The organism is Thalassospira sp. MIT1004, assembly GCF_001858545.1.
Taxonomy (GTDB): domain Bacteria; phylum Pseudomonadota; class Alphaproteobacteria; order Rhodospirillales; family Thalassospiraceae; genus Thalassospira; species Thalassospira xiamenensis.
The window spans coordinates 35066-54687 of record NZ_MCAO01000003.1 but is presented as its reverse complement, the minus strand read 5'-3'; the positions used below and the strand labels follow the sequence as shown (position 1 = coordinate 54687).

17 protein-coding genes are annotated in these 19622 nt (G+C 55.5%); 7 read left to right on the top strand and 10 right to left on the bottom strand.

Annotated elements, in window-relative coordinates; all coding sequences use genetic code 11:
- Nucleotides 1-32: 32 nt before the first annotated feature.
- On the bottom strand, nt 33-626 hold the full coding sequence (locus BC440_RS01680; RefSeq protein ID WP_063095065.1) for a hypothetical protein: 594 nt from the start codon (nt 624-626) through the stop codon (nt 33-35).
- Nucleotides 627-948: 322 nt separating this feature from the next.
- Here BC440_RS01680 and BC440_RS01675 point away from each other — a divergent pair, with 322 nt between their 5' ends.
- A complete protein-coding gene (locus BC440_RS01675; RefSeq protein ID WP_063095067.1) occupies nt 949-1131 on the top strand; it encodes a hypothetical protein in 183 nt (60 codons plus the stop codon).
- 97 nt (nt 1132-1228) lie between these two features.
- Here BC440_RS01675 and BC440_RS01670 read toward each other — a convergent pair whose 3' ends face one another.
- The gene (locus BC440_RS01670; protein ID WP_063095069.1) at nt 1229-1960 is read right to left on the bottom strand and encodes a hypothetical protein; all 732 of its coding nucleotides are present in this window, start codon (nt 1958-1960) and stop codon (nt 1229-1231) included.
- Between the two features lie 207 nt (nt 1961-2167).
- On the opposite strand from BC440_RS01670, the gene BC440_RS01665 reads away from it, so the two are divergent.
- Both BC440_RS01665 and BC440_RS01660 read left to right on the top strand, forming a co-directional pair.
- Nucleotides 2168-4525, top strand: a complete 2358-nt coding sequence (locus BC440_RS01665; RefSeq protein WP_063095137.1) for a UvrD-helicase domain-containing protein — start codon at nt 2168-2170, stop codon at nt 4523-4525.
- 60 nt (nt 4526-4585) lie between these two features.
- The gene (locus BC440_RS01660) at nt 4586-5467 is read left to right on the top strand and encodes a 50S ribosomal protein L11 methyltransferase (protein WP_071239490.1); all 882 of its coding nucleotides are present in this window, start codon (nt 4586-4588) and stop codon (nt 5465-5467) included.
- Here the strand turns inward: BC440_RS01660 and BC440_RS01655 are convergent.
- From BC440_RS01655 to BC440_RS01645, 3 genes are all read right to left on the bottom strand, one after another.
- Entirely contained in the window at nt 5464-6225 is a 762-nt protein-coding gene (locus BC440_RS01655) for a sulfite exporter TauE/SafE family protein (RefSeq protein WP_063095071.1), read from the bottom strand. The genes BC440_RS01660 and BC440_RS01655 overlap by 4 nt on opposite strands.
- A gap of 158 nt (nt 6226-6383) precedes the next feature.
- Nucleotides 6384-7124, bottom strand: a complete 741-nt coding sequence (locus BC440_RS01650; RefSeq protein WP_063095073.1) for an SDR family oxidoreductase — start codon at nt 7122-7124, stop codon at nt 6384-6386.
- A gap of 195 nt (nt 7125-7319) precedes the next feature.
- Entirely contained in the window at nt 7320-7556 is a 237-nt protein-coding gene (locus BC440_RS01645; protein ID WP_007089778.1) for a hypothetical protein, read from the bottom strand.
- Between the two features lie 237 nt (nt 7557-7793).
- On the opposite strand from BC440_RS01645, the gene BC440_RS01640 reads away from it, so the two are divergent.
- Entirely contained in the window at nt 7794-9818 is a 2025-nt protein-coding gene (locus BC440_RS01640) for an aminopeptidase P family protein (RefSeq protein WP_063095075.1), read from the top strand.
- Between the two features lie 164 nt (nt 9819-9982).
- Nucleotides 9983-11038, top strand: coding sequence for an L-glyceraldehyde 3-phosphate reductase (gene mgrA / locus BC440_RS01635; RefSeq protein ID WP_063095140.1), 1056 nt, complete (start codon nt 9983-9985; stop codon nt 11036-11038).
- Nucleotides 11039-11095: 57 nt separating this feature from the next.
- Here the strand turns inward: mgrA and BC440_RS01630 are convergent, their stop codons facing one another.
- Nucleotides 11096-12001, bottom strand: coding sequence for a LysR family transcriptional regulator (locus BC440_RS01630; RefSeq protein WP_037992114.1), 906 nt, complete (start codon nt 11999-12001; stop codon nt 11096-11098).
- A gap of 141 nt (nt 12002-12142) precedes the next feature.
- Between BC440_RS01630 and BC440_RS01625 the strand changes: the two genes are divergently transcribed.
- On the top strand, nt 12143-13189 hold the full coding sequence (locus tag BC440_RS01625) for a DMT family transporter (RefSeq protein WP_063095077.1): 1047 nt from the start codon (nt 12143-12145) through the stop codon (nt 13187-13189).
- Nucleotides 13190-13198: 9 nt separating this feature from the next.
- On the opposite strand, the gene BC440_RS01620 is transcribed toward BC440_RS01625, so the two are convergent.
- On the bottom strand, nt 13199-13750 hold the full coding sequence (locus BC440_RS01620) for a thermonuclease family protein (RefSeq protein WP_063095080.1): 552 nt from the start codon (nt 13748-13750) through the stop codon (nt 13199-13201).
- A 311-nt stretch (nt 13751-14061) separates the two neighbouring features.
- Here BC440_RS01620 and BC440_RS01615 point away from each other — a divergent pair, with 311 nt between their 5' ends.
- Nucleotides 14062-15276, top strand: coding sequence for a hypothetical protein (locus tag BC440_RS01615; protein ID WP_007089772.1), 1215 nt, complete (start codon nt 14062-14064; stop codon nt 15274-15276).
- Here the strand turns inward: BC440_RS01615 and BC440_RS01610 are convergent.
- The 3 genes from BC440_RS01610 to recN form a co-directional block, all read right to left on the bottom strand.
- On the bottom strand, nt 15273-15665 hold the full coding sequence (locus BC440_RS01610) for a hypothetical protein (RefSeq protein WP_063095085.1): 393 nt from the start codon (nt 15663-15665) through the stop codon (nt 15273-15275). The two genes, BC440_RS01615 and BC440_RS01610, sit on opposite strands and share 4 nt — an antisense overlap.
- A gap of 34 nt (nt 15666-15699) precedes the next feature.
- Nucleotides 15700-17799 (bottom strand): NAD-dependent DNA ligase LigA, encoded by a 2100-nt coding sequence (gene ligA, locus BC440_RS01605; RefSeq protein WP_139189967.1) that lies wholly within the window; start codon nt 17797-17799, stop codon nt 15700-15702.
- A 61-nt stretch (nt 17800-17860) separates the two neighbouring features.
- Nucleotides 17861-19531 carry a DNA repair protein RecN gene (gene recN, locus BC440_RS01600; RefSeq protein ID WP_037992121.1) on the bottom strand — a complete coding sequence of 557 codons (1671 nt, stop codon included), beginning with the start codon at nt 19529-19531 and terminating at the stop codon, nt 17861-17863.
- Nucleotides 19532-19622: the final 91 nt, after the last annotated feature.

Below are 19622 nucleotides of genomic sequence, written 5' to 3'. Positions count from 1 at the left end.
CTGCTCCGTTCAAGGTTCTGTGGCCAATACTATCAGGCGGCCAGTGCAGGTTGGGTTTGACCCGGCCGACCGGACATGACCTGGGCTGCAACACGACTATCAAGACCAGCAACGTTTTCAGGAAGATCGTTTGCAGCCTGTTGGGCGGCAATATCGATTTCCTGACTTTCTTTACGGGTCTCAATTTCTGCCGTTTCGTTACGTTTGTCCTCCTTTGATGGCGGGGTCAAGCTGTCACGAACGGCAGATTTGAATTCTTCCTCGGCATCCTGCTCAGCAAATGCAGGATCGTTTTTGGCCGGATCAGAATTTGACGAGAAGACCCCCTTGGAGGCCTCCTCGCCGGAAGTGGCATCCTTGCCTTGTTCTGCAACATTGGCCATTGCATCGGCAAAGGATGTCGATCCGCTTCCGGTTGCTTGCATTTCCAGCATGACCGTCTGCACCGCATCAGACAAATCGCCGAATTTGGTGCCATAAAAGGTCGGTTGTGCAGATTTGCTGCTTTGAGGTGTTGCGCTAAATGCGCTGTATTTGTCGATACCTTCGGGTCCACCATCCTTAGATACTGAGGTGTTGGGCGACGTTACCGGTAGCCCAAATCCCAATCCAAGAAGACTGTTCATGAAAAATGTCCTTCTTCATGGATGTACACAGCACTACACCACACAAAAGGCGAACCTTTTGCAGGGTGTAACGCGAACCGGAAAAATTCATGCAACTTCAAGACCATTGGCACTTTTCCAAAGGTCTGCTGATGTCAGTAACCTTGTATTGCGCCAAACATATCCGGCGTCAGGGCTTTGTGTGTCTTGGGCGGCATAATTTGCCCATTATCCAACAGGTTATAACCTGCCAACCCTTACGGACGATTGGATAAGTGCAAGGCGATACGCAACAAGCCTGTGATACCGACCGCATGAATTATACCGGGTGTGGAGGCAATAGATGCACGTTCATCTGATTGGGGGGCGCGTCGCGCGAGCATCCAACGATCCGGTGATCAATAACGAGGAAGAACGCCTGATAGTGGGCTTCGTCCATGAAAAGGACGCGATGATGTCCTATAACAACGCGCTTCTGGAACTGCAAAGCGAAGAGCGCGGTGATGCGCCGCCTAAGCTTTTCTGAGGTATTCCCTGAATGTGAAGGCAAAAAAATGCTGCCGGTTTGATTTCGGGGGGCCGGCAGCAAGTTGGTGCTATCGCTTCGTCGGAAGTGAACGGTATTACGCCATCAACTGCGCCATCAGACGGTTGTCGAACGGTGTTGGGCCGTTGCTGGTCGTGGTGGCTGCGTCGTTGCTTGTGCTGCTGACCGACGCGGTTTCATTGGCCGGGGAGGCGGCCATAATTTCGGCAAGGCTGACAATACCGTCTTCGTTGGTATCAAGCGGATCGTAATTTTCGATATCGGATGTTGCGGCACTGTCACCGTCCGATGAACTGCCCGTGCTTTCAGCCGCAGTTGCCGTGGCCGTAGTGGCACCGGGTGGTGGTGCCATGCTTGTCAGGTAATCGTCTTCGGAAATGCTTTCGGCATCACTTCCCGCCATCATCGACCACAGGTTTTCGGTCATTTCATCGCTGACATCATCGGGTTTCCCGGCCAGGAATTCATCCTTGGTCAGCGAGCCGTCATCATCGGTATCAAGGTCATCGAACAGTTGCTGCGCATCGAAACCGCCATCGGTGGCCGATGTGTCGGTGCTTTCCTGCATTTCGAGCAGCATGGCTTTGATCTGATCGGAAAGCTGGTCAACGCTGCCCTGTCCGTTGGCAGCAATTTCCGAAACCGCGTCGACCGCCTGTGTCGAGGCCGTGCTTTGCGCACTGGCGAGCGCAAATCCACCAATGCCTTCTACGCCGCTGCTGCTTTCGGTAGACTGGCTGCTACCGGTCGATTGTGTTTGGCTAAATATTTGCGCAAGACTGGCACTGAGACTGTTGATGCCGCTCATCAGGGGCTCCTTGCGTGGTGATTGTCGTTATGACTGTTCACGCGAGGCGCAGGAAAAACTGGCGCAGAAAAGCAGGCGGAAAAATATTTTCAGGGAAAAAATTGGTCGACGTTCCTGATTTGTTGCACAATAAGCAACCCGATATCGCCACTTGATTGAATGCCAATACTGGCCCCGTTTGCAGAGCATGTTATATATCCCGACATGATGGATGATCCCTTTGAAATCGATGAATTCGCCGCAAGCCCGGAAATGCGCCTTCAGGACGCACCCGCACCGGATTACCTTGCCAATCTGAATGCCGAGCAACGCGAAGCAGTCGAAACGCTTGATGGCCCGTTGCTGGTGCTGGCAGGTGCCGGGACCGGGAAAACGCGCGTTCTGACGACCCGCCTTGCCCATCTGCTGGAAACCAAGGGACAGACGGAGCGCCTGCATCCGCAGCAAATCCTTGCCGTGACCTTTACCAACCGTGCGGCCAAGGAAATGCAGGAACGTGTTGCCCATGCGCTGGGCCGTCCGGTTGAAGGATGGTGGCTGGGGACTTTCCACTCGCTGGCCGCCCGCCTGTTGCGCCGTCATGCCGAACTGGTCGGGTTGCAATCAAACTTCACGATCCTTGATAGCGACGATCAGGTCCGCCTGCTCAAGCAGATCATGGATGCCGAACAGATCGATCAGAAAAAATGGCCCGCCAAGCAGCTGATGGGCATCATCCAGCGCTGGAAGGACAAGGGGCTTTCACCCGAACGGGTCAATGAAAGTGTCGAGTTCGCCAATGGCGGGGCCAAGTACCTTTATAAAATCTATCAGGAACGCCTTGCGGTTCTGAATGCGGCCGATTTCGGCGATCTTTTGCTGCATTGCCTGACCCTGTTCCAGAAACATCCGGAAATCCTGCGCCGCTATCAGGAAACCTTCCGCTATGTTCTGGTCGATGAATATCAGGATACCAACGTGGCCCAATATCTTTGGCTGCGTGCGCTGGCGATGGTTCATCGCAATATCTGCTGTGTCGGTGATGACGATCAGGCGATCTATAGCTGGCGCGGGGCCGAGGTCGGCAACATCCTGCGTTTCGAGTCCGATTTCCCCGGGGCCAAGGTCGTCCGGCTGGAACAGAATTATCGTTCCACGCCCCATATTCTGGCGGCGGCGTCCAAGCTGATCACCTTTAACGATGGTCGTCTGGGCAAGGAGCTTTGGACCGAACTTGATACCGGCGAAAAGGTCTTTGTCAAAGGTGTCTGGGATGGCGAGGCAGAGGCGCGGCTTGTCGGCGAGGATATCGAAGCCCTGCAAAGCCGTGGCATCGGTGCATCCCAGATGGCGATCCTTGTTCGCGCCGGGTTCCAGACCCGCGAGTTTGAGGAACGGCTGATTACATTGGGCATCCCGTACCGGGTTGTCGGCGGACCGCGTTTCTATGAACGTCAGGAAATCCGCGATGCGCTGGCTTATATCCGCATGGTCGCCCAACCTGATGACAGCCTTGCGTTTGAACGCATCGTCAATGTGCCCAAGCGCGGGGTGGGGAAGGCCACCTTGCAAACCCTGCATCAATATTCGCGTGATCAGGCCGTGTCGCTTCCGGCGGCGGCCCTTGATCTGATCGGGACCGAGGAACTCAAACCCAAAATGCGTCAGGCGATTGGCGGGTTGCTGGGTGATTTCAAACGCTGGCGCGAGATGCTTGAAACCACATCGCATGTGGCGGTGCTTGAAACGGTTCTTGATGAAAGCGGCTATACCGATATGTGGCGGACATCGAAGGAAATCGATGCGCCGGGCCGTCTCGAAAACCTTAAAGAACTGGTATCCGCAATTGGCGAGTTTGAAAACCTGACCAGCTTCCTTGAACATGTGTCGCTGGTGATGGAAAACGAACAGAACGCCGATCAGGAAAAAGTCACCATCATGACCCTGCATGCGGCAAAGGGGCTGGAATTTGACTATGTCTTCCTGCCCGGTTGGGAAGAGGGCGTTTTCCCCCATCAGCGCGCCATGGATGAAAGCGGCGTCAAGGGACTTGAGGAAGAACGTCGTCTGGCCTATGTCGGCATCACGCGTGCGCGCAAACGTGCCACGGTTTCCTATGCCGCCAACCGGCGGATTTATAACCAGTGGCAATCGGCCCTGCCGTCGCGCTTTGTCGATGAATTGCCCGACGAGCATGTCGAACGCATCAGCGATACCGGCCTTGGCAATCATCGCGGCAATGTATCGCCGGGTGCATGGGGGGCCGATGACTGGATGAAAATGCCAAGCTGGGCGGATAACAAACCGGCGGAAAGCTATAACCCCTATGGCGGGACCGGCGAACGCCGGTTTGCCAGCGCAGGCTGGCAGGACCGGGTGCGCAAAAACGTGATCGACGTCAAGCCGGACGGTGAAACCAGCTACACAACCAGTTCGAAATCATCGAAATACAAGGTTGGTGATGCGGTACGTCATCGCAAATTCGGCCCCGGCACCGTCAAGGCGGTCGATGGCAACAAGCTTGAAATTCATTTCGAAGGTGTCGGCACAAAGAAAGTGGTCGACAGTTTCATCCTGCCGGGTTAAGCCGCCCGGACATTATTTCTGGTGCGGTCAAATGGCCGCCGCAATCTTGCGAGAAGCGATATGACCGAAACCGTTCGTTGCTATAATTTCACCTTCGAGGTCGATGGCAAATATGCCGCCGCCTTTGCCGAGGCGTTGTATGAGCATTGCGATGCCCTGTCGCATTTCGAACGGCCGGGCGATCCGACCGCACCCTGGAAGGTCGAGGGCTTTTCGGGCGATCACCTTGACAAGACTGCGGTTGAAACCGCCGTATCATTGATGGCATCAGCCGTTGGTGTTGACGTGCCGGTCGTCGAGTTTGGCACTTACGAGCCCAAAGACTGGGTCAGCGACAATCTGCGCAGCTTCAAGCCGATTTCGGTCGGCCGGTTCTATGTCCATGGCTCGCACTGGGAAGACGGCGTGCCGGTGGCCAAAACCGGTTTGCAGGTCGATGCCGGTCTGGCATTCGGATCTGGCGAACATCAAACGACCAAGGGTTGCCTTGCGGCAATCGATTGGATCGCCAAACATTCTTATCGTCACAATGCGCTTGATATGGGCTGTGGCTCCGGCATTCTGGGCATGGCATGTGCCAAAACATGGCGCTGCCCGGTGATGATGGCCGATATCGATGCCGCATCGGTGCGCGTTGCCCGTGAAAATGCCCGGATCAACAAGATCACCGATCTGGTCACCGCGATCCATTCCAACGGCTTTAGCGACGTTCGCATCCGCAATGCCGGTTATTACGACATTGTGTGTGCCAATATCCTTGCCCGCCCGTTGCGCCATATGGCACGCGACCTGCGCGGGACGCTGGCCGATGGCGGTTATGTGGTTCTGTCGGGGCTTCTGTCCCATCAGGAACAGTTTGTTCTGTCGGCCTACCGCGATGTCGGCCTGTCGCTGGTCAAACGTTTCCCGGTCGAAGAATGGACGACGCTGGTGGTTGGCTAAGCCACCAGCAACGCACTGACAAACCGGTAAATCCCGAACCCGCCAAGGATCACGATCAGCAATCCGACAGCGATCATGAGCGGTTTGCGTGGTATGATGCGGACAAGAACGGCGGCAAGCGGTGCGGCGGGCACGCCGCCAATCACCAGTGCCAGTGCCGCCATCCCGAAACTTTCCAGTCCGAAATGCCCGGCAAAGGTCACGGTGATCATCACCGTGACGAAAAATTCCGACGCCGCCGAAGTGCCCAGCATACGGTGCGGTTCGGCATGGCCACGATAGACCAGCGTGCTTGATACGATCGGTCCCCATCCGCCGCCGCCCACCGCATCAAGGAACCCGCCAACCAGACCAAGCGGGGCAAGCCCGCGCATGGCCGCAGGCGGTTGTACCTTGCGCACCGCCTTGGCAATGACCAGAACGCCCAGCGCGCTTAGGTAAAGGGCGACAAACGGCGCAAGATATTCGCCGATCCCCGATGACAGCAACGCCGCCCCGGCAGCGCCGCCGATGGAACCGGCAATCGCCAGTGTCCTGACCATTTTCCAGTCAACATTGCGCGCGAAATGATGTGATGTGCCAGAAACGGCGGTGGTGAAAATCTCGGCGGCGTGCACTGTTGCACTGGCTTGCGCCGGGGGAAGGCCGATGCTGATCAGGAGCGATGTCGATGTCAGGCCATAAGCCATGCCCAGCGCACCATCAACAAGCTGTGCGGCAAAGCCGATCAGAACGATCCACCAGAAAAAGTCGTCCATTTATGTGCGTTGCTCCATCAAGAACACAACGCCGGAATTGTATCGACAGGCCGTGTTTTTGATATCGGCAAATGCGCGTTTGGCGGAATGTCCGCCATGCATAAATGCCGCAGGACATTCTTGTGTTTACTCGGGTCATGGGGCTTTGGGGGCCGGGCTTAACGCCCGCCTGAAATATCAATCAGCGCGCCGGTCACATAGGACGCGTCATCTGACAGCAGCCAATAAATCAGATTGGCGACCTCGTTTGCCTTGCCCGCGCGGCCCAGCGGGCAGTTGGGGCCAAGTTCGGCAACCCGTTCCGGGCGGCCGACACTGCCATGAATGTCGGTATCGATAATGCCCGGTCGCACCGCATTGACCCGAATGCCTTTGGGACCAAGTTCCTTCGAAAGACCAATGGTCAGGGTGTCAATCGCACCTTTGGACCCGGCGTAATCGACATATTCGCCCGGTGATCCGAGTTTGGAGGCCATCGACGATACATTGACGATTGAACCGCCCGCATTTGACAGAGCACGTGCGGCCTCGCGGGCAACGATATAGGCCCCCAGAACATTGGTATCAAACACCGATTTCATCCGTTCGATGCTCATATCCGCCAGATCGCTTTTGGGGGCAACGATCCCGGCATTATTGACAACCGCATCGATTGTTCCGAACCGGTCAAGCGTTGCCTGAAACAGGTCAACAACGTCCTGTTCATATTTCACGTCGCATTTCAGGGCGAAAACATTGCCGGTTCGTCCGGCCCGTTCACACAGCGCGCAGGTTTCATCGGCACTTTCCCTGTTACCGACATAGCTGATGGCGACGTTCCAGTCGTGTTGCGCGCACAGAATGGCCGTGGCACGGCCAATCCCGCGGGAGCCGCCTGTGATCAGGACGGTTTTTGTCATGGATGTTTCCCCGAAAATCAATGTCGGGCGACACTATGGCGCGGGTTTTATGCCGGGGTCAAAAAGAAACGGCCCTGCTGTGGAGTAGCAGGGCCGTCTCAGAGGGAAAGACAAAAAAAGACCGCAAGGATCGCGAACCTTCGATCCTGCGTGGCGTCCTATGGCATCAAAGACCTAGGCGGGCGGGATTGATCCCTATTCCCTGCCCATTGCTGCTACCGAAAGGGTCTGACCCCGATGGTGGCTTTCAGCGTCGTCTGACAGATTGGCAGGGCCTGTATCAAGGCCGAGCGCGGCTCTTTCCGCACGGGTGAGGCGCTCAAGACCGTCATAGGCCGTCTGACGACGACGCGATTGAACAACGCTTTGGGCAGTAATTGGAAAACGGATCACCGTTTTGGTCTCCTGCAAATTGACGTCCCGACGGGTCATCTTTTTGTCACCGGGATGTCATAGTTTAAACTTTCCTTAATTTGCATTGCGAAGCTTGCAGGGCTTTCATACCCATGATGCATGTGGTGGTATAGGACCAGAACAGGTGTAGTTTATTGCGGACCTGATCTGACGCGCAGGAAGGCGTTTTATGGCATTCCATCTTGCAAGTGATCAGCGAAAACCCTTAGATAGCTTTGGTCGGATGCTGCCCCACGCATAGAAACGAGGATTTTGATGACCCTTCCCGGCGATACCCAACTTGCTGCCATGCTTGAACGTGACGGCGTTAACAAGGACGTTACTGCCATTGTCGATCTGATCGACGGTGTTCTTGCCAGTGCCAATGGCGATACGCGAACCGATTGGCTTGATCTGGTCGGTGGCAAGCTTGGCGATGATCTGAAATCGGCCCTGCTGGCATTGCGTGATGAACGCAAATCGGAATTTCTGTATGCCAAGGATGGCTATGATGCTGCCGGTCGGGTTGATGCCCTTCGCAAATATCTTTCGGCAAAGGGTGTCGATGGCTTCGTCGTACCGCGATCTGATGAACATCAGGGTGAATATGTTCCTGCCTGTGCCGAACGTCTGGCGTGGCTGACCGGCTTTACCGGGTCGGCCGGGGCGGCGGTGGTGCTTGCCGACAAGGCCGCAGTATTTGTCGATGGCCGTTACACCATTCAGGTCCGCCAGCAGGTGAACCGTGACATTTACGAATATCGTCATCTGGTCGATGAGCCGGTTGTCGGCTGGATCCACGACAATCTGAAATCGGGACAGAAGCTGGCCTATGACCCGCATTTGCATACCGTGCAGCAGGCCGAACATCTGCGCGGTGCGTGCAAGGGTGTCGGTGCCGAACTGGTCGCAATCGAACCCAATCCGATTGATGTTCTGTGGCATAAACAGCCCGCCATGCCGATAGCGCCCGTTCGTCCACATCTTCTGGAACATGCCGGTAAATCAAACGCGGAAAAACGTAAACAGATTGCCGAAATGCTCGAAAAGCTGGAATGCGACAGTGCGGTGATTTCCGCGCCTGACAGCATCGCCTGGCTTTTGAATATCCGTGGCGGCGATGTACCCCATATTCCGCTGCCGTTGGGATATGCCATCATTCATGGCGATGCATCGGTTGATCTGTTTATGGATGAACGCAAGTTTGCGGCTGAAACCGTCAAATGGCTTGAAAACGATGCGACCCTCCGCCAGCCCGGCGAACTCGAAGAAGCCCTTGGCGCGTTGGGCAATCAGTCGGTCCGCCTGGACGAGGCAACCGCATCCGACTGGCTGCGCATGAAGCTTGCCGATGCCGGTGCAACCATGCGGATCGGCCGTGATCCGGTGGCATTGCCCAAGGCCTGCAAGAACGAGGTCGAGCTTGAAGGATCGCGCAAGGCGCACAAACGCGACGGCGAAAAGATCATTCGTTATTTCGCGTGGCTCGACGAAGCTGCTGCCGATGGCAGCATTGACGAACGCATGGCTGCGGACAAACTTCTCGCACTTCGTGCCGAAGATCCGTTATTCCGCGATACCAGTTTCGAAACCATTCCGGGCAGCGGCCCGAACGGTGCTTTGTGCCATTATCGCAATACCCCCGAAACCAATCGCAAACTTTCGCCGGGCGAAATTTTCCTGATCGATAGTGGCGGGCAGTATCTGGACGGTACCACCGATATCACGCGGACAACCGTGATCGGACAGCCGACCCAGGAACATCGGGATCGGTTCACCCGTGTGCTGAAGGGGCATATCGCGCTTGCGCGCGCGATTTTCCCGGTCGGCACCACCGGCCAGCAGTTGGATACCCTTGCCCGAGCGCCGCTTTGGGAAGCCGGTCTTGATTTCGACCACGGCACCGGGCATGGCGTTGGCAGTTACCTTGGTGTTCACGAAGGTCCGCAGCGGATTTCCAAAGCCCCGAACAAGATCGCGCTTAAACCGGGTATGATCCTGTCGAACGAGCCGGGTTTCTATAAGGAAGGCGAATACGGCATTCGGATTGAAAACCTGATAGCGGTTGTCGAGATTGATGGTCCGGTCGGGGCGGATCGCCCGATGCTGGGCTTTGAAACGCTGACCTTCTCGCCGATTGAACGCAAACTGATTGATCCGGAACTGATGACCAAGGACGAATTGCAGTGGCTGAACGATTACCACGCGCAGGTCTATGCGATGTATGCCGACGATCTTGACGAAGATCTTCTTGAATGGCTGCAAAAGGCAACGGCACCGATCAAGAAACGTGCGGCGTAAGTTCCCCCTATCAAGTCAAGGCATATCACAAAACCGTCCCGACATATCGGGGCGGTTTTTTCGTTTTAACACGCCTGACAGCGTGGTCTTTTTGCCTTATGAATAAAACATTGGATCGATTCAATTGTGGGCATGGCCCCAAAGAAAATAATCAGGAGGAAGACATGGCGTCAGTGGAAGAAGGCTGGAATGCCAATCCCGCGCGATACGACAATGCAACCTATAACCGTTCGGGCAAAAGCGGCCTGATGCTGCCGCAGATCACGCTTGGCCTTTGGCAGAATTTTGGTGGTGTTGACGTTTTTGAAACGCAGCGTGCCATGATCCGGCGTGCCTTTGATCGCGGTGTCATCCATTTCGATCTTGCAAACAACTATGGCCCGCCCCCCGGATCGGCCGAAGAAAATTTTGGCAAGGTGCTGGCAAAGGATCTGAAATCCCATCGCGACGAACTGGTGATTTCGACCAAGGCGGGTTACCGCATGTGGCCGGGGCCGTACGGCGAATGGGGTTCGCGCAAATATCTGATTTCAAGTCTGGATCAAAGCCTGTCGCGCATGGGTCTTGATTACGTGGATATTTTCTATTCGCACCGTGTTGATCCGAACACGCCGCTTGCCGAAACCATGGGCGCACTCGATCAGATCGTGCGTTCGGGCAAGGCGCTTTATGTCGGCATTTCGTCCTATTCCGCCGAAATGGCCCGCAAGGCGCAGGCGATCCTTACTGATCTGGGCACGCCCTGCGTCATTCATCAGCCATCCTATTCGATGCTGAACCGCTGGGTCGAAACCGAAGGTCTGCTTGATACCCTGTCCGAACTTGGCATTGGCTGCATTGCATTCTCGCCGCTTGCGCAAGGGCTTCTGACCAACAAATACCTGAATGGTGTGCCGGAAAATTCCCGTGCAGCCCTTGAAGGATCGTTCCAGCCCGGCATGCTGTCCGAAGACAACCTGAACCGTGTGCGCGCCCTGAACGAAATCGCCAAACGCCGCGGCCAGACATTGGCACAGATGGCGATTGCTTGGGTGCTGCGTCGCCCGGAAATCACATCGGCCCTGATTGGCGCGCGTCATGTCGAACAGCTTGATAACAGCCTTGATGCCCTGAACAATCTTGAATTCAGTGCCGAGGAACTGGCTGAGATCGATAAATACGCGACCGATGGCGGCCTGAACCTGTGGCAGAAATCATCTGATTCCGAAGCCCCGGTCTGATCGGTCCAAAGTCTTTCCATCAAACCCCGGTACGTTTGTCGTGCCGGGGTTTTCTTTTCAGTTATCAGCCATCGGCATGGTGCCGGCCAGATCGCGCAGGGTATCAAGCACGGCCTTGGCCCCGGTACTTAGCGGGCGATCCTGAAGCCACGACAACATCACCTTGCGCGATAGCTGCGGGTTGACGATCCGCCGTGCCTTAAGCCGACCGGTCGAAAGTTCCATCACAAGCGAGCTTCGTGGCAAAACCGTATGGCCCAGATCGCGATGCACCAGATCGACCAGAACCCGCAACGCATCGGCTTCGACCACCGGGGTCAGGGGACGACCGGCACGGAATGCTGCTTCCTGCATCTTGGCGCGCAACCCGTGTTTTGGCGTTGGCATGATAAGCGGTAGGGCCAATACATCTTCATAGGCAATTTCGGTTTCGCCTTCGCCAACGCGCGACGGATGGGAAATCAGAAACAGGTCTTCGCGCCACAATGGTTCTGCATGCAGGCTTCGCGAAATCATGCCGTCATGCAGGATGCCGATATCAAGACGACCCGATAGCAATCCTTCCTGCACGTCACCTGTCAGATCCTCGGCAATCGAGATATTCAGATCGGGATAGCGTTCACGCAATGCTTCGACCAGTGCGCCGGTAATGACGATCCCCGCACTGGGCGGCACACCGACATGAACATGACCGGTCACCTTGCTGCGTCGCGCCGAAAGATCGGCCTCCAGCCTTGCGAGATCACCCAGAATAACCCGTGCCCGTTCCGCCAGCATCTGACCGGCTTCGGTCAGTTTGACCCCACGTCCGGTCCGTTCCAGCAGGCGGGTATCAAGTGCCTCTTCCAGAAGGTTAAGCTGTCGGCTCAGGGCTGGTTGCGACAGGTTAAGCCGGTCGGCCGCGCGCGACAGGCTGCCAAGTTCGGCAATGTGAACAAAGCTTCGAAGCTGTTTGATGTCCATTTATCTGCAATCCAAAAGGAATATGAACCGGCGTATGTTTTGTTAGATATAGCAAATCCTGATATCTGATAACATTTAATTCGAATTGAATAATGGCTATGCGCGGCAGATAGTTAAGGTCGAGAGAGACCGGAGACAATAATGACAAAACCATCCGCGCCAGCAGATGCCAAATCCGTGGCAAAGCCATCGGGTTCGGCCCTGACCCTTGTATTGCTGTCGACTGTGGCATTCGCGATGAAGGGGCTGTTGGCAAAATATGTTTATGCCACCGGCATGACGGTGGATGGTTTGCTGCTGCTGCGTTTTCTGATCGCGATGCCGTTTTTCTGGATCGGTGTTTATCTGTTTGGCAAACACCGACCGGGCGAACGTACGATGAAGCCGGTCGATATTCTCTGGGGCGCGCTTTATGGCGGGCTGTTCTTTGCCGCTGCCCTGTTTGATTTTACCGCCGTGTCGGTGATTGATGTCACCGTCTCGCGGATCGTGCTTTTCACATTCCCGGCCATCGTCCTGATCCTTGAATGCCTGCATAAGTGGCGGCTTCCTCCCTTGCGCCAGTTTGTCTGCTTTGCGGTTACTTATGTCGGGTTGGTACTGGTTCTCGCCCCCAACGGGATCGGTGCCGTTTCAGATCAGCTTTGGCTGGGAGCGTCGCTCGCGTTTGCATCCGCCCTGACTTACGCCTGTTACCTTTATTTCGGGCAGCGGATGATTTCGGTCATTGGATCAATGCATTTTGCCGCCATGGTCAATACCATGGCAGGTGTATCAATGATCATCTATGAACTGATCGTCACCAAGCCGCTAAATCTGAATGTCGATGGGGTTTTGTGGACCGCGGGTATTTCGATCTTCTGCACCGTGATCCCGTTCTTTCTGCTGTTTGAAGGTATTCGGCGGATCGGGGCGACACAGGCAGCACTGATTTCGCTTTCGGGCCCTGCCATGACATTCTTTGCTGCCTGGCTACTACTGGGCGAAGTTCTGACCACGGCACAAGCCCTTGGCTTTGCTATCGTCATTGTTGGTGTGGCATCGATCAAGAATGGTGTGACACTGGCCGGTCTTGGTCGGTTACTGGCCCGTCCGTTCTTTTCGGCAACCGGTCGTGGTTCGGGGGATGCCAACGCGACAGACACAGACGGCGAACCGGCAGCTGGTGCGCCGGGCAAAGGCGCGTGACAGTGGCCTTTATTCGTCACGTTGCCAGCGGCGGACTTCGGTTTGATGTTCCGGCAACCTTTCTCCGCGTCGCCACAGCAGCGGGTCGATGAACTGCCCGGCCCATACCCCTGAACGACTTTGGCGTGCGCTGTTTTCAGCCGCAGCATAAGATGGCATTTCGTCGGTCCGTGCCACGGCCATGCCGCGTGCAATCATGCTTTGGCCGATATCAATCCCGTTGGCATTGCGACAGATCGCCATGTTGCGATGGTACCGGTTCTTGCCCTGCACCTTGCAGGTAATTGGCCCGGCTGCAATCAAATTGGTAACGACCTGCCAGGCATCTGCACCGCATGCCGTGGTTTGACCATTCACGATGCATCGCTGGAACCGTTCAAGCGCGTCCGCCCCCCAAAGATCAACGCGTTTGAAACCAAACTCCAGCGTGTCGCCATCAACCGCACGCGCCTTGCCAACCAGTTCATCGAAATCGGGGTCGGCTAGTGCCGGACTCGCGACGAAAAAGGCCGTAACCGTTCCCAGAACAAGCATGGTTTTGAAGAAATGCATCGGGCTCATGGTTTATCTGACTGTGTGATCGGCCAAGTATCTATCTTGTGCTGTCTGTCGGCAGAAATCAAAGAAAGTATTGGTTCAGGCGGCAGTTGAGTACGAACCTTAAGTGACTGATCGTCAATTCGAAGTCATGTGCCCGGTCAACCATTACTTGACATGGACACATTAGATTCCGTAGAGATATGTACTATATTAAAGTATAGAATAACTCTTGACCCGTGCCTAGCACGATCCAATTCACAGACCGGGACGCTAAAGGAAGTCGCGATCAACAGCGACACATACAATGAAGTTGCATCGTTAGGGGTCCTTGGATGAATAGAACAGTCCCGAAAGAGTTGCTCGCCAGTATTCAGAAATCCGGCCTTCATAAACCTGACCATTGCGCGTTCGTTCTTGATTTTACAAGTGTGCCGACGACACGAAGCCGGACGGTGTTTTGTTCATTTGTCCGCTACTTTCAATATGGCTGTCTGCAAAACCTGACGCCGCGCATTTTATCAGACCACACATTCGTCCTGACGATGCCCAACGACCAGCGCAGCCGAATGGAAGAACTGGTCGAAAATGTAAGAACATTTTTGCTGGCACGCCGATATGGCGGCCTTGACTGCAAGGTCTTCGATCTTAGTGAGGAAGCATCTGCTTTTGCGCTCTGCTGTGTCGGTCATATGCGGGCCATCACACGCGAAAATGCCGAAGACTTCCTTGATTTCTATCTGGCACCGCCAAAAAACGTCACCCAGCTTGGGCAACTTGTCGAAATCGAGCGGATCATTGGCCAGGCCGACATCTCGATGCATATTCGCAGCCAACTGATCTGGGAATTGCTGCCGGAAAGCACGCCTGCGCTTGCCGGTGAGGAGTTCTGGGTTTCTATTGCCGCGATGGAAGAAATCTCGGGCAAGGAAATTCTCAACGATGAATGGATGTTCGCGCGTTTTACAGAGCTTCTGGATAACCGGGTTCTATCCTACGTCACCAAGGAAAACTATACGGGTGATGTCGCGCGGTTTCTGAACCTGAATCCTGTGGCTGTTGTCAGCGCCAATTTTCAGCGAATGATCAAAACCATTCCATCCCGTCAGCTTCGCAAGTTAACGGTGGAAATCCCGTTGCTGATGTGGCGAAACAATCCCAAAGTCCGTCAGGGAATTTTGTCACGTTTTCAAAGGCATGGCATTCGACTGGCCTTTGATCGTGTTCCGCTGTCGCGGTTGACACAGCTTCTGGCCAAGGAAACTGAAATCGCCGACTTCATCAAACTGCATGTGGCGGATTGCGAACCCGATGAAATCAGGCAGACACTCGACCAATGTTCGCCCGATCTGATCAATAAAATAGTTTTCTGCCGCTGTGAGACAGTGGCGCAGATCGAAGCCGGTGTGCAGGCAGGCGTTTCATACTTTCAAGGGTATGGATTGGCAGGTTTTCTTGATGCGCCCGTTGAAATTGAACGGGTGCTGGGCAAAGCCACAGCGAAAGATCTGCCCCGTGCGCGTCTGGCCTTGGGGCGTGCACGTGCCTAATAAAGATCGCTGTATCGGATCTCGTCAAGCTGGGCAAAAACGATTTTCCATGTTTCGTCCTGTTTGAGCAGGGCAAAGGCATAATCACAATCAAAGATCAGATTGTTTTCCGAATTGCCGAACCGGAACGACACGATCGCGCGCGATCCGCCGGGCAGGGCGGAATGCTGTTCGACCAGCATTGATTTCGCCATCGCCAGATCGGCATTTTTCAATTCATCAAAAAACGACTGATTGTATTTATGCAGATCCTCCACCGAGCCGATGGCATGAACCCCCATCAGGTCATTGATCAGGCACGGGAAGTGATAGAACGCATCAAGGGCGTCTGCTTCGAATTTAAGATGTGCATCGGCATAGCGGCGAAAAAAGCTGCCAAGGTCTTCCATAAGATCCGTTTTCCTTCCGCTTTGCCCACGCTGATCAATCGGCGATCAGATCAAGCCATCCTTGTTCATCCAGAACAGTAACACCTAATTCTTCTGCTTTCTTTAATTTGGAACCCGCACCCGGTCCTGCAACCAGAAAATCGGTTTTTGCCGATACCGAACCGGCTACTTTCGCACCAAGGCTTTCGGCTTTGACCTTTGCCTCGTTGCGCGAAAACAGTTCCAGCTTGCCGGTAAAGACAACCGTTTTGCCGCTGACGGGGCTGTCGATAACCTGCGGGGCTTCGACATCTTCGATGGTCAGAACGGCCTGAAGGTCATCCAGCACATCGCGGTTATGTTCTTCGGCCATGAATTCAATAAGGTCATGGGCCACACTGGGGCCGATCTGATCGATATTGATCAGGTCGCGCAACGCGTCACTATCGGGCGTTCCGGCATCATTCATCGCTGTGCGCCATTCCGTGATCGATCCGTAATGCCGCGCCAGGAGCTTTGCCGTCGCCTGACCGATCTGGCGGATGCCAAGGGCATAGATAAACCTGTCCAGCGGCACGGTCCGCCGTTCATTGATGCTGGCAAACAGCTTTTCGGCCGATTTGTCGCCCCAGCCTTCAAGCTTTCGAAGGGCGTCCCGGTGCTTTTCCTCGATCCGGAAAATATCGGCAGGTGATTTGACCCAGCCGAGGTCAAAGAACGCCTCGATATGCTTTCCGCCCATGCCTTCGATATCGAACGCATTGCGCGACACAAAATGTTTCAGTCGTTCAACTGCCTGTGCCGGACAGATCAGCCCGCCGCTGCATCGTGTGACAGCTTCGCCTTCTTCGCGCATGGCGTGGCTGCCGCATTTCGGGCAGGTTTCCGGGAAGTCATAGGGCACGGCGTCATCGGGCCGTTCATCAGTAATGACCTCGACCACCTGCGGGATCACATCACCAGCCCGCTGAATGACGACAAGGTCATTGACCCTTACGCCGAGCCGTTCGATTTCGTCGCGGTTATGAAGGGTCGCGTTCGAGACCACAACGCCGCCAACCGTGACGGGTTCAAGCCGCGCAACCGGGGTTAGTGCGCCAGTGCGCCCAACCTGGATATCAATCGCCTTAACGCGGGTGCGGGCCTGTTCGGCCGGGAATTTATGGGCAATTGCCCAGCGCGGTGACCGGCTGACAAAGCCAAGCCGCAACTGCAATTCGAAGTCGTTGACCTTATAGACAATGCCGTCAATGTCATAATCGAGTTCGGCCCGTTGATTGCCGAGTTCCTCGTAAAACGCCATGATCTCGTCGGTGTTGTGCAAAAGCGTCGTGTGGGGATTGGTGACAAAGCCCCAACCCTTGATCTTGCTGATGAAATCCCAATGCGTCTGCGCAAGACTTTCGGACAGTTCGCCAAAGCTGTAGGCAAAGAAACGCAGCGGGCGTTTGGCGCTGATGGTCGGGTCAAGCTGGCGAAGCGACCCGGCGGCGGCATTGCGCGGATTGGCAAATGTTTTACCACCTGTTTCGGTCTGCGTTTCATTCAGCTTCTGGAAGGCCGAACGCGCCATGTAAACCTCGCCACGGATTTCAACGACGTCGGCCGGTGCATCTTCGGGCAGGATTTTGGGGATGTCGGTGATATGGGCGACATTGGCGGTGACGTCTTCGCCCTCTGTCCCGTCGCCACGCGTTGCAGCGCTGACCAGTTCACGGTTTTCATAGCGCAGCGATAGTGACAAACCATCGATCTTGGGTTCGCCAACGATTTCGACTGGGCTGTGCGCCGTCAGGTTCAGGAAACGGCGAATACGGGCCAGAAAATCAACAATGTCCTCGCGCGAAAATGCGTTGGCAAGCGACAGCATCGGACGCGCATGTTTGATCTTGGCAAAACCATCGGCCGGGGCGGCACCAACTTCCTGCGTCGGGCTGTTCTTCTTGAGCGTCGGATAGCGTGCTTCAAGTTCGATCAGTCGATTGAACAGTGCATCATATTCCGCATCGGGAACCAGCGGTTCATCATTGATATAATACGCTTCGTTAAAGCCGCGAATACGGTCGGAAATTTCGGCATGCTGCCGGCCTGCCTCGGTCCGGGTTTCGGGCATGTCGGGGACAATGGACGAGGTTGACCCTTGTTCGGCGCTCATATTTCTTTTTATCCGTATTCAAGCGGCTGGAACGGGCAGGGAAAATACCCTGTCAAACGTTCTAGCGGGGTTGGTCTAACAGGCTGTCTGCCGCAGCACGGGCTTCGGCGGTGATCGAATGTCCGGCCAGCATCCTTGCGATTTCTTCGCGTCGGGCACCATCGACCAGCTCATTCACACGCGTTACCATGCTGCCGTCATTTTCGCTTTTGGCAATATTGAAGTGGGTGCGTCCACGTGCGGCGACCTGTGGGCTGTGCGTAATCACAAGAATCTGGCGTTCCCCGGCCAGCAAATGCAACCGTTCGCCAATCGCGGCGGCTGTTGCGCCGCCAACACCACTGTCGACTTCATCAAACACAAGGCTCGGCACCGCGGAAACCCGCGCCAGAACCACCTTGAGAGCAAGCAGGAAGCGCGAAAGCTCGCCACCGGAGGCGATTTTGTTCAGCGGTCCGGCCGGACTGCCGGGGTTGGTGGCAACCATGAACTGGACGCGATCAATCCCGTCGATACCCCATTCGTTTTCTTCCAGTTCGGCAATGTCGGTGACAAACCGCGCCTTTTCCATACGAAGCGGCGGCAGTTCGGCATTGATCGCGGTATCAAGGGTCTCGGCCGCGGCTTTGCGTGCGCCATGAAGCTTTTGCGCGGCATCGATAAAGGCGGCCCGATGTTCGGCAACGGCAGCGGTCAGGCGTGAAAGTTCCTTTTCGCCGAATTCAAGCTGATCGATCTGGCTGCGGTATTCCTTCATCAGGCCATTCAGCCCATCAACCGGTACATTGTATTTGCGCGCGGCCGCGCGCAGCGCAAACAGCCGTTCCTCAACCGTTTCCTGCTGCCCGGTATCGACATTCAGATCAGCAAGGGTGACCGATATCGCACGCGATGCTTCTTCAAGTTCGATGGCGGCACGGTCCAGTGCCTCGATGATCGGTTCAAACCGGCCTTCGGCCTTTTGCAATTCGCGTTCAAGATGGCGCTGCGCACTGCGAAGCGCACTTTCGGCACCCTTGCCGCGCGACAGTTCGCCTGCGGCATCATTCAGGGCTGCAACAAGCTTTTCCCCATGCATCAGGAACTGGCGTTCCTCGGCAAGGCGTTCTTCCTCGCCTTCTTCAGGGCCAAGTTTTTCAAGTTCGTCAACCGCGTGGCGCAGCCATTCTTCTTCTTCGCGCGCCTTGTTGATGCGGTTGGTCGCCGCTGTCAGTTCCTTTTGCGTATCGCGCCATGCGCGCCACTGATCGCGCACCGTAAGTGCCAGACTGCCAAGATTGCCGTGCGCATCAAGGGTCGCGCGATGGGTGGTCGGATCTAGCAATCCGTGCTGGTCAAACTGCCCCTGGATTTCGACACAGTAATTGCCGACATCGCGCAAAAGGCCGACCGATACCGACTGATCATTGACATAGGCGCGCGACCGCCCGTCCGAGGTGACAACACGACGCACCACCAGTTCGTCGTCCTCAACCTCGATATCCTGTTCGGCCAGAAGCCTGTAAACCGGATGACCGGCGGGCAGGGTGAAGGTTGCGGTAACGCTGCATTTGTCCGTGCCATGTCGGACAAGGCCGCTATCGGCGCGTGCGCCAAGTGCCAGCCCCAACGAGTCAAGCAGGATCGATTTCCCGGCACCGGTTTCCCCGGTAAGCACACTAAGCCCGTCGCGGAAATCAAGGTCCAGCTTGTCGATCAGAACAACATTTCGGATGCTAAGCCGTCGGAGCATTGCGGGATACTGACATTGTTAAAACAGGTGCGATCGTGCCCGTCAGGCAGCGTCGCGACAAGCAGAGTGCCCAATCACAGCGCGCCTTGCA